The organism is Brevundimonas vancanneytii, from assembly GCF_901421975.1.
Classification (GTDB): domain Bacteria; phylum Pseudomonadota; class Alphaproteobacteria; order Caulobacterales; family Caulobacteraceae; genus Brevundimonas; species Brevundimonas diminuta.
This window is the reverse complement of sequence record NZ_LR588407.1, coordinates 2,057,199-2,066,720: the sequence shown is the minus strand read 5'-3', so window position 1 is coordinate 2,066,720 and position 9,522 is coordinate 2,057,199. Positions and strand designations below refer to the sequence as shown.

The following is a 9,522-nucleotide window of genomic DNA, read 5'->3' as shown; positions in this document are numbered from 1 at the left end:
GCTGGCCTTCGTGGCGTCGGATGACTAGTTGGGCTTCATGCCCCTGCACATGATCAAGCTCTGCGTCGGCGTGGCCGAGGTCGAGACGCTGGAAGCGAACGCGGCCCGGTCCGACTGGCGCATCGTCCACACCCGCATGACGCCCAAGCGCGCCGCCGAGATCGAGGACGGCGGCTCGCTGTACTGGGTCATGAAAGGCTCTGTGACCTGTCGCCAGCGCATCCTCGAGATCACGACCATAGGCGAGGGCAAGGCCAGCCGGTGTGAGATCAAGCTCGACAGCCAGGTCATCCGCACTGCGCCCCTGGCCCGGCGACCGTTTCAGGGCTGGCGCTATTTCGAGAAGGACGTGCCGCCGGACCTGTCGGTGGCCGAGCCGACGGACCTGCCGCCTGACCTGGCGCGCGAGCTGCGCGAGCTGGGCGCCTGGTAGGCGCCTGAATCGGCCGGAAAATCGATTGACCCGCGCCTGCGCGCGTGGCTGTTGCGGCGTCCGATGGTCCAGTCCCTGTTCAGCTTCCATAATCGCGCCACCCTGTCCGAGCTGTTGAAGCTGGCCTGGCCGGTCGTGCTGGCGCGTCTGGGCATCATGACCATGGGCCTGACCGACGCCATCGTCGTCGGCCACTACGCCAGCCGCGAGCTGGCTTACCACTCCCTGGCCTGGGCGCCGTCCTCGGTCGTGCTGACCACGGCGGTCGGCCTGATGATGGGCGTGCAGGTCATGACCGCCCGTCTGCTGGGCGAGGGGCGCGGCGATGAGGTCGGCGCGGTCCTGCGTCGCGGCATGACCTACGCCCTGCAGATCGGTTTTGTCGCCATGATCGGCCTGCTGCTGCTGGGGCCGTTCGGCCTGGTGCACATGGGGCTGGAGGACGGCCTGGGCGAGGGCGCGACGCCTGCCCTGATGGTCTTCGCCCTGTCGATGCCGGCCTATCTGATTTCGATTTGCGCCCTGTTCTTCCTTGAAGGACTGCATCGGCCCAAGGCGGGCATGGTGGCCATGTGGGTGGCCAATGCGGTCAACCTGGCGCTGAACCTGCTGCTGGTGCCGGACATCCTGGGCATCGGCTTGGACGGCGCCGTGGCCTCGGCCTGGGCGACGTTCGGCGCGCGGGCGGCGCTGGCGATCTTCCTGGTCATCTTCATTCTGCGCCTGCCCGAAGCGCGCGCCTGGGGCGTGTTCAACAAGCCCAAGCGCGACAAGGCGGTTGAAAGCCAGCAGATCAAGGTCGGTCTCGGCGGCGGCGCGTCCAACTTCATCGAGGTCGGGGCCTTCGCGGCCATGACCCTGTTCGCCGGCCAATTGGGCGCGGCCGAGACCGCCAGCTGGGCCGTGGTCATCAACGTCTCCGCCATCGTCTTCATGGTGCCCATGGGCCTGTCGTCGGCGACGGCGGTGCTGGTCGGCCGCAGCTACGGCGGCGGCGATCGAGCGGGCGTCATCCGGGGCGGCCTGGCGGGCGTCGGCGTTGTGACGGTGTTGGCCTTCATCATCGCCATCGGCCTGTGGCTGACCGCACCGCTTGTGGTCGGCGCCTATACGACGGACCCGGCGATCCTGGCCATCGCGGCCCCGGCCTTGGCGCTGGCGACTCTGTTCTTCGTCGCCGACGCCCAGCAGGTGGTCGCCGCCCAGGCGAACCGCGCGGCGGGCGACGTGGTGTGGCCGACGCTGATGCACCTGCTGTCCTATGGTTTCATCATGATCCCGCTGGGCTGGTTCCTGGCGCATCGGATGGGCGTGGACGGCCTGGTCTGGTCGGTGATCGTCGCCAGCCTGATCTCGGGCGCGCTGCTGACCGGGCGGTTCGTGCGGATCGCGCGGCGTCTGCCGACGGCAAGGGCGACGCCTGTCTCATAGGCGTCCGGCCCATAAAAGGTGACGACTGGGTTTGCGCCCTCTATATCCGACGCCTCCCTGTCAGACGTTGGAAGATCATGTCCCGCATCCTCATCACCTCGGCGCTGCCCTACATCAACGGCATCAAGCACCTGGGGAATCTGGCCGGGTCGATGTTGCCCGCCGATGTGTGGGCGCGCTTCATGCGGGCGCGCGGCCATGACGTCCTCTATGTCTGCGCCACCGATGAGCACGGCACCCCGGCTGAATTGGCCGCCGCCGCCGCCGGTCAGGACGTCCGCACCTATTGCGACGAGCAGCATCAGGTTCAGAAGAAGGCCGCCGACGCCTTCAGCCTGTCGTTCGACATCTTCGGCCGCAGCTCCAACGCCCCGAACACTCGCTTGACCCAGCACTTCGCCAAGGTGCTGGAAGAGCGCGGCCTGATCGAGGAGCGCGTCGACCGGATGATCTATTCGATCGACGACGCCCGCTTTCTGCCCGACCGCTATGTCGAGGGCACCTGCCCGCATTGCGCTTATGAAAAGGCGCGCGGCGACCAGTGCGACAACTGCGGCCGCCTGCTGGACCCGACCGATCTGATCAATCCCTATTCGGCGGTGTCGGGCAGCCGCAATCTGGAGGTTCGCGACACGCGGCACCTCTATCTGCTGCAGACCAAGATCGCCGATGACGTGCGCGCCTGGGTCGACGCCCGCTCGCCCAGTGGCAGCCGCTGGCGCGCTCCATCGCCTATAAGCATCTGGACGAAGGCCTGATCGACCGCGGCATCACCCGCGACTTGAAATGGGGCGTGCCGGTCGTCGGTCCCGACGGCGGTCCGCGTCCGGGCATGGAGGGCAAGGTCTTCTACGTCTGGTTCGACGCCCCATCGAATACATCGGCGCGACCGAGGAATGGGCGGAGCAGACGGGCGGAAACTGGCGTTCGTGGTGGCGTCTGGACGAGGGCGCCGAAGACGTGCGCTACGTCCAGTTCATGGGCAAGGACAACGTCGCCTTCCACACCGTCAGCTTCCCGGCGACCATCCTCGGCTCGGGCGAGCCGTGGAAGACGGTCGATCAGCTCAAGGCCTTCAACTGGCTGAACTGGTACGGCGGCAAGTTCTCGACCAGCATGGGCCGGGGCGTCTTCATGGATCAGGCGCTGGAGCTGCTGCCCGCCGACTACTGGCGCTGGCACCTGACGGCCTATGGGCCGGAGCATTCGGATGCGGCCTTCACCTGGGAGCAGTTCCAGTCGACGACGAATAAGGATCTGGCCGACGTGCTGGGCAACTTCGTCAACCGCATCGTCAAGTTCACGGAATCCAAGTTCGACGGCGTCGCGCCCGAGGGCGGTGAACCGGGCGCGCTGGAAGAGAAGCTGGCGGCTGACGTCAAGGCGGCCCTGGCCAGCCTGACCTATGAGTTCGAGGCCATGGAGTTCCGCAAGGCGGCCCAGGCGGCGCGCGCCCTGTGGGTGCTGGGCAACGAATATCTTCAGGAAGCCGCCCCCTGGACGGCGCTGAAGACGGATCGCGAACGCGCCGCCGTGGTGGTGCGCACCGGCCTGTCGCTGGTCGCCCTGTTCGCCCGCGTCACCGCGCCCTTCATGCCCGAGGCGGCGGCTCGCATCGCCGCCACGGTGGGCGGGACCGACCTGTCGTGGCCGGACGTCGAGGGCGATGTGCTGAATCTCGTTCCCGCCGGGCAAGCGGTCGCCGCCGCCCAGGTGCTGTTCGCCAAGATCGAGGACGCTCAGGTCGCCGAGTGGACCGAACGTTTCGGCGGCGCCGAAGGGTGAGCGCCGGGGCTATGCTCCCTGCCTTGAATGCGGTGTCGTCGGATCGGCGCGCCGCCGTTCGCGAACGCCTGCTGCGGACCGGCCGCGCCCAGGTTGAGGGCATACTGACCGAGCCCTCGGCCGCCGCGCTGTATGATCTGGCGCGTGAGGCGGATTACAACGTCGTGACGCGGAGGGGGACCGGCCATGTCGACCTGCCATCTGCGTGGCTGGCGTCTCTTCAGCCGGATCAGAAGCGTGGACTGGGAGAGGCGATCCAGAAGTCGGCGGCGGCGGATTTCCAGTATCTGTACGACAACTATCCGGTGTTCGACCGGGTGCAGGACGGTCTTGCCGAGGCGCCTTGGCGAGCCCTGGCGGCCTTCCTGAATGGCGATGACTTTCTGGGCTGATGCGAGAGCTGACGGGAGAAGAGCGCATCGCCATGGCCGACATGCAGGTGACGCGTTATCGCGCGGGGCACTTCCTGACCGAGCATGACGATCACGCCGAAGGGAAGAACCGTTACTTCGCCTATGTGCTGAACCTGACGCCTGGTTGGCGGATCGACTGGGGCGGGCTGCTGGCCTTCCATGGCGAGGACGGCAATGTGGCCGAGGCCTTCACGCCGCGCTTCAACACGCTGAACCTGTTGCGGGTGCCGACGCCGCATTCGGTGACGCAGGTGGCGCTGTCCGCCGGCGGCGATCGGATTTCGATCACGGGTTGGTTGCGTGGTCGCTGAGGCGATGGCCTGAACATGAGAAAGGCCCGGATCGCTCCGGGCCTTTCGTATTTCAGGAGGCGGGTTGAGCAGGCTCGACCGTCTGCGGCGGCGGATCGCGTCGTTCGCGACCGCCGGGTAGGGCGTGAGGCGTGTGCGAATCCGCGCCCTTGCCCGTGTGCTTCATATGCTTGGCCTGCTCCTCTGCGCCGATGGCGAGGAAGGCCGGCGCCGAGGCGTTGAACTGATCGGCATGGCCGGTGCGGACGATCACCGAACGCCCGCCGTCCCAGATCATGTGCAAGGCGACGTAGAGAACGATGGCCAGGCCGACATAGGCGATCCAGCGATAGCGGTTCAGCAGCTTGGCGATGAAGGTGGCCGCCAGACCCATCAGAGCGATCGACAGGATCAGGCCGAACACCATGATCCAGGGATGTTCGTGACTGGCGCCGGCCACGGCCAGGACGTTGTCCAGGCTCATGGTCAGGTCGGCGATCATGATCTGGATCAGGGCGGCGCCGAAGGTCTTGCGCTTCAGGCCCAACTCTTCGGGCGAGGGGCCGCCGCCGTGTTCGATGGCCATGGCGCGCTCGATCTCGGCCTCGGCCTCGGCCTGGTCGTGGGTGGCCTGCTCGCGCAGCTCCCGCCACATCTTCCAGCACACCCACAGCAGCAGGAAGCCCCCGGCCAGCAGCAGGCCGACGATGGCCAGCAGCTGGACGGTGATGAGCGCAAGCCCGATGCGCATGACGACGGCGGCGGCCAGGCCGATCAGGATGGCCTTGCGGCGCTGTTCCTGGGGCAGGGCGGCGGCGGCGAGGCCCACGGCGACGGCGTTGTCGCCGGCCAGGACCAGATCGATCATCAGCACCTTGCCGAGGGCGGAGGCCTGACTGATCAGTTCGGGGTTCGAGAGGAAGTCCATGTCGGACTCTTAGAACTCGACAGCCCCCGCGCCAAGACGCCGCAGGGGCGAGTTGACGCGGGGGATCAGTTCCTAGCTCGCTCTGCCCTGGGCGCGGGCGGCTTCATACAGGGCGATGGCGGCGGCGTTGGAGACGTTCAGACTCTCGAAACCGCCGGGCATGGGGATGCGGGCCATGGCTTCGCAGTGTTCAGCCACCAGGCGGCGCACGCCGTCGCCTTCCGAGCCCATGACGATGACGGTCGGTCGGGCGTCCAGCGCCTGTTCCAGCGTCAGATCCGATTCGCCGTCCATGCCGATGGCGCGCCAGCCGTAGTCGGCCAGCTTCTCCAGCGCGCGGCTGAGATTCGTCACGCGGGCGCACGGCAGGCGTTCGGTCGCGCCGGCCGAGGCCTTGGCCAGGGCGCCGGCCAGGGCGGGGGAGTGGCGGTCCTGCACCACGATGCCGCGCGCGCCGAAGGCCAGGGCCGAGCGGAAGATGGCGCCGACGTTCTGGGGGTCGGTCAGCTGATCCAGCATGACGATGACGCCTTCAGCGGGTTCGGCCAGATCTTCCAGGGCGACGCCTTCCAGCGGCTGGACCTTAAAGGCCATGCCCTGGTGCACCGCCCCGGCGGGCAGCATCCGGCCCAGGGCGACAGAATCAACCACTTCGATTCGGTGGCCGTTCGCCAGATTCTCGCGCTGAATCTCTTCGGCGCGGTCTTCCGTGACCATCAGGCGGCCGCTTCCGCGGCGCGCGGGATTCGCCAAAGCGGCCAAAACCGGATGGCGTCCCCAAAGAAAATTATCGGCGTCCGGGCGCGAACGAGCCGGTTTTCGCTCTGTCTCACCGCCGCCGCGTCCTTGCGTGGCGGGCGTTTGAGGCCGATCCAGACGGCCTTCCCCCCTCTTTTGGAAAGATTGTTTTTTACCGGTTTTCCGGTCGTTGCGTTCTCGAAATGACGACACTATAAGACGGCCTCCGATTTGGGCCCCAGGGCTTTCGGTTCAGGCGCTTCCTCTACTGCAGGCGTCGCCCGACAGCGAAGGCTTTCGTCGCGGAATGATCGAAAGATTGTTTCCGGCGTTTCCAGACCGGCATTGACATAAGGCGCGCTGGGGGAATGTCCCGAGCGGCAAAGGGGGCGGACTGTAAATCCGCTGCGTAAGCTTCGCAGGTTCGAGTCCTGCTTCCCCCACCACGCGCCTTCAATGCCTGACGGGCCGGGAGTCCAGATAGGAATCGGGTGCGGAACCGTCGCTCTTCAATCGAAGGGCGGTGCAACCGCATTCTTCGTGCGGGTATAGCACAATGGTAGTGCAGCAGCCTTCCAAGCTGAGGATGTCGGTTCGATCCCGTCTACCCGCTCCAGGTTTATTGAACTGAGCACAAGCGCCCCTCCGCTCCGGACCCGGGCCACAGGAGTTTGGCCATGGCCAAGGAAAAGTTCGAACGCACGAAGCCGCACGTGAACATCGGCACGATCGGTCACGTTGACCACGGCAAGACGACGCTGACGGCGGCGATCTCGATGACGCTGGCGAAGGCCGGCGGCGGCAAGGCGATGAACTACGCCGACATCGACAACGCGCCGGAAGAAAAAGCGCGCGGCATCACGATCAACACGTCGCACGTCGAGTATGAGACGGCCAACCGTCACTATGCGCACGTCGACTGCCCGGGCCACGCCGACTACGTGAAGAACATGATCACGGGCGCGGCTCAGATGGACGGCGCGATCCTGGTGTGCTCGGCCGCTGACGGCCCGATGCCGCAGACCCGCGAGCACATCCTGCTGTCGCGTCAGGTCGGCGTTCCGGCGCTGGTGGTGTTCCTGAACAAGGTCGACATGGTCGACGACGAGGAGCTGCTGGAGCTGGTCGAGATGGAAGTGCGCGAGCTGCTGAGCTCGTACCAGTTCCCGGGCGACGACATCCCGGTGGTCAAGGGCTCGGCCCTGGCCGCGGTGGAAGATCGCGACCCGCACATCGGCGCCGAGCGCGTTCTGGAGCTGATGGCGGCGGTCGACAGCTACATCCCGCAGCCGGAACGTCCGATCGACATGCCGTTCCTGATGCCGGTGGAAGACGTGTTCTCGATCTCGGGCCGCGGCACCGTGGTGACGGGTCGCGTCGAGCGCGGCGTCGTCAAGGTCGGTGAAGAAGTCGAAATCGTCGGCATCCGTCCGGTTCAGAAGACGACCTGCACGGGCGTCGAAATGTTCCGCAAGCTGCTGGACCAGGGCCAGGCCGGCGACAACGTGGGCGTGCTGCTGCGCGGCACCAAGCGTGAAGACGTCGAGCGCGGCCAGGTGCTGTGCAAGCCGGGTTCGATCACCCCGCACACCAAGTTCGTGGCTGAAGCCTACATCCTGAACAAGGAAGAAGGCGGCCGTCACACGCCGTTCTTCACGAACTACCGCCCGCAGTTCTACTTCCGCACGACGGACGTGACCGGCATCGTGCGCCTGAAGGAAGGCGTCGAGATGATCATGCCGGGCGACAACGCCGAGCTGGACGTCGAGCTGATCACGCCGATCGCGATGGAAGAGAAGCTGCGCTTCGCCATCCGTGAAGGCGGCCGCACCGTCGGCGCCGGCGTCGTGGCCAAGATCGTCGAGTAATCGACGTCAGAATGGGCGAGGGCCTCGGTCCTCGCCAGTTCGACAGTAAGAGTAAGCGTAAGCGTACCGGCCTCAAGCAGCGCGAAAGCGCGGTAGGCCGCAGTAAAGCGTAACAGAGCGGCCCCCGGAGCGATCCGGGGGCCGTTTTGCTTTCAGTCGTTCGGCGCGCCGGTCGCGGGATCGGTTTCCGTGCGGCCGGAGTTGCTGCTGCCCTCGGCGCCCTTGGGCTCCGTAGCTGGGCGAGGCGGACTGCCCTCCTTGTCGGGACGCTGGTTCTCGTTCTCGGTTTCGCGGCTCTTGGGGCGTGGTTTCGTCATATGGACCTCCTGAAGGAGTTCAATGCGGCATGGGCGGCGAAGCTCCGATCTTTTGTGCAAGGCGCCGAACGCTAACCCGGCCTCAAGGGCTTGGCCGTATGAGCGGGCGTTGGAACGGGACTTGCTGGGAACGTTCCGAAGGGAGCGTCATGTCGGGACCACTATCAGTAGAAATCCGCAACCTCGCCGAGCTGTCGGCCGAGGAGGGCGTCCAATGGAACAGGTGGGCGCGTGCGGACCCGGATCTGAGCAGCCCGTATTTCCGTTGGGAGTTCGCACGGACGGCCGGGCCGATCTGTCCCGGTTCGGCTGTCGCCGTCTTCAAACGGGACGGGCGCGTCGTCGGCTATTATCCGCATCAGCGCCGGGGCGGGACGGTTCAGCCTCTGGCCGCGCCCATGAACGACTATCATGGCGTCATTGGTCCGCGTGACGACAAGCCTTCGATGCAGGAGGCGGCGGCCCTGATCGGCGCGCCCCGCTTCGCCGCCGCCGCCTGGATCGGCGAGGCGCCGCAGACGATGCGGCGCAATCACAGCGTGGTCTCCGTGGTGCCTGAGGAGGGCGGATTCGACGCCTGGTACGCCCGGCGTCGGAAGGCCTTCCCGAAATATTTTAAGGACAAGGAGCGCTCTCGTCGTGGTCTGGACGGTGCGTTCAGAGCGGTCGAGATCGAGATCGGGCTGCATGACCACGCCTTGCTCAAACGCCTGATCATCGAGAAGAGCGAACAGTACCGGCGCACGGGACATCATGACATCTTCGCCTGCGGGTGGACGGAACAGGTGCTTCACGCCCTAATGGACTGCCAGGGCGAGGACGGCTTCGGCGCCTCCATGGCTGTGCTGCGCGTGGACGGGCGGGTTGTCGCCATGGAGTATTCCATGCACGCCGGGCGTCATTTCCACCTGTGGTTCCCGGTCTATGAGCAGGAGGTCGCGCGCTGGTCGCCCGGCATCGTGCTGACGCAGGAGACGATCCGGCTGGGCTCGGAACGCGGCTATCGCATCTTCGATTATGGCGTCGGCGTCGGCGGCAACTACAAGAAATACTACGACGACGGGGGCCTTGTGACCGCCGAAGGCGTTGTGGCTCGACCAGGCGTCGGCAACGCGGTGTGCGCGACGGCCAGCGTGGCCCTGGGCGTGCTCGGTCACGCGCGGGCGGGCCGGCTGCGTCTCAGCACGCGGCGGCGTTGGTCCGTGATCGAGGCGTGTGAGACAAGTCTGGCCGGTCAGGCAGCGGGCGCGCTGCGCGCCGCCGCCGACATGGTCCGGAAACAAAAAGCGGCCGGCTCGGCCGATTGATGAGGAGAGCGG

General features: G+C 66.4%; 9 protein-coding genes, 2 tRNA genes and 1 pseudogene. 9 read left to right on the top strand and 3 right to left on the bottom strand.

Features of this window, described 5'->3' with window-relative positions:
- Positions 1–37: 37 nt before the first annotated feature.
- The 5 genes and pseudogenes from FGL25_RS10275 to FGL25_RS17515 all read left to right on the top strand — a co-directional run bounded on the left by FGL25_RS10275 (position 38) and on the right by FGL25_RS17515 (position 4,373).
- Entirely contained in the window at positions 38–433 is a 396-nt protein-coding gene (locus FGL25_RS10275; RefSeq protein ID WP_046653039.1) for a DUF1489 family protein, read from the top strand.
- Positions 434–496: 63 nt separating this feature from the next.
- Positions 497–1,864 (top strand): MATE family efflux transporter, encoded by a 1,368-nt coding sequence (locus FGL25_RS10270; protein ID WP_138141625.1) that lies wholly within the window; start codon positions 497–499, stop codon positions 1,862–1,864.
- A 77-nt stretch (positions 1,865–1,941) separates the two neighbouring features.
- A pseudogene (metG, locus tag FGL25_RS10265) lies at positions 1,942–3,649 on the top strand (methionine--tRNA ligase).
- A gap of 11 nt (positions 3,650–3,660) precedes the next feature.
- On the top strand, positions 3,661–4,041 hold the full coding sequence (locus tag FGL25_RS17520; protein WP_252970121.1) for a hypothetical protein: 381 nt from the start codon (positions 3,661–3,663) through the stop codon (positions 4,039–4,041).
- A complete protein-coding gene (locus FGL25_RS17515) occupies positions 4,041–4,373 on the top strand; it encodes a 2OG-Fe(II) oxygenase family protein (RefSeq protein WP_252970120.1) in 333 nt (110 codons plus the stop codon). The genes FGL25_RS17520 and FGL25_RS17515 overlap by 1 nt, the downstream gene beginning before the upstream one ends.
- Before the next feature lie 52 nt (positions 4,374–4,425).
- On the opposite strand, the gene FGL25_RS10255 is transcribed toward FGL25_RS17515, so the two are convergent.
- The gene (locus FGL25_RS10255) at positions 4,426–5,280 is read right to left on the bottom strand and encodes a TerC family protein (protein ID WP_112999353.1); all 855 of its coding nucleotides are present in this window, start codon (positions 5,278–5,280) and stop codon (positions 4,426–4,428) included.
- Between the two features lie 72 nt (positions 5,281–5,352).
- A complete protein-coding gene (gene rlmB / locus FGL25_RS10250; RefSeq protein WP_076224801.1) occupies positions 5,353–6,231 on the bottom strand; it encodes a 23S rRNA (guanosine(2251)-2'-O)-methyltransferase RlmB in 879 nt (292 codons plus the stop codon).
- Positions 6,232–6,380: 149 nt separating this feature from the next.
- Between rlmB and FGL25_RS10245 the strand changes: the two genes are divergently transcribed.
- From FGL25_RS10245 to tuf, 3 genes are all read left to right on the top strand, one after another.
- Positions 6,381–6,464 (top strand) — tRNA-Tyr (locus FGL25_RS10245).
- A 96-nt stretch (positions 6,465–6,560) separates the two neighbouring features.
- Positions 6,561–6,634 (top strand) — tRNA-Gly (locus tag FGL25_RS10240).
- 61 nt (positions 6,635–6,695) lie between these two features.
- Complete coding sequence (gene tuf, locus FGL25_RS10235) at positions 6,696–7,886, top strand: elongation factor Tu (protein ID WP_046654641.1); 1,191 nt, start codon at positions 6,696–6,698, stop codon at positions 7,884–7,886.
- 152 nt (positions 7,887–8,038) lie between these two features.
- Here the strand turns inward: tuf and FGL25_RS16870 are convergent, their stop codons facing one another.
- On the bottom strand, positions 8,039–8,203 hold the full coding sequence (locus FGL25_RS16870; protein ID WP_003164362.1) for a hypothetical protein: 165 nt from the start codon (positions 8,201–8,203) through the stop codon (positions 8,039–8,041).
- Between the two features lie 149 nt (positions 8,204–8,352).
- Between FGL25_RS16870 and FGL25_RS10230 the strand changes: the two genes are divergently transcribed.
- A complete protein-coding gene (locus tag FGL25_RS10230; RefSeq protein WP_138141624.1) occupies positions 8,353–9,510 on the top strand; it encodes a GNAT family N-acetyltransferase in 1,158 nt (385 codons plus the stop codon).
- Positions 9,511–9,522: the final 12 nt, after the last annotated feature.

Coding starts and splice junctions, on each gene's coding strand:
- FGL25_RS10275 (WP_046653039.1), top strand. CDS start 38: ATGCCCCTGCACATGATCAAGCTCTGCGTCGGCGTGGCCGAGGTCGAG.
- FGL25_RS10270 (WP_138141625.1), top strand. CDS start 497: ATGGTCCAGTCCCTGTTCAGCTTCCATAATCGCGCCACCCTGTCCGAG.
- FGL25_RS17520 (WP_252970121.1), top strand. CDS start 3,661: ATGCTCCCTGCCTTGAATGCGGTGTCGTCGGATCGGCGCGCCGCCGTT.
- FGL25_RS17515 (WP_252970120.1), top strand. CDS start 4,041: ATGCGAGAGCTGACGGGAGAAGAGCGCATCGCCATGGCCGACATGCAG.
- FGL25_RS10255 (WP_112999353.1), bottom strand. CDS start 5,280: ATGGACTTCCTCTCGAACCCCGAACTGATCAGTCAGGCCTCCGCCCTC.
- tuf (WP_046654641.1), top strand. CDS start 6,696: ATGGCCAAGGAAAAGTTCGAACGCACGAAGCCGCACGTGAACATCGGC.
- FGL25_RS16870 (WP_003164362.1), bottom strand. CDS start 8,203: ATGACGAAACCACGCCCCAAGAGCCGCGAAACCGAGAACGAGAACCAG.
- FGL25_RS10230 (WP_138141624.1), top strand. CDS start 8,353: ATGTCGGGACCACTATCAGTAGAAATCCGCAACCTCGCCGAGCTGTCG.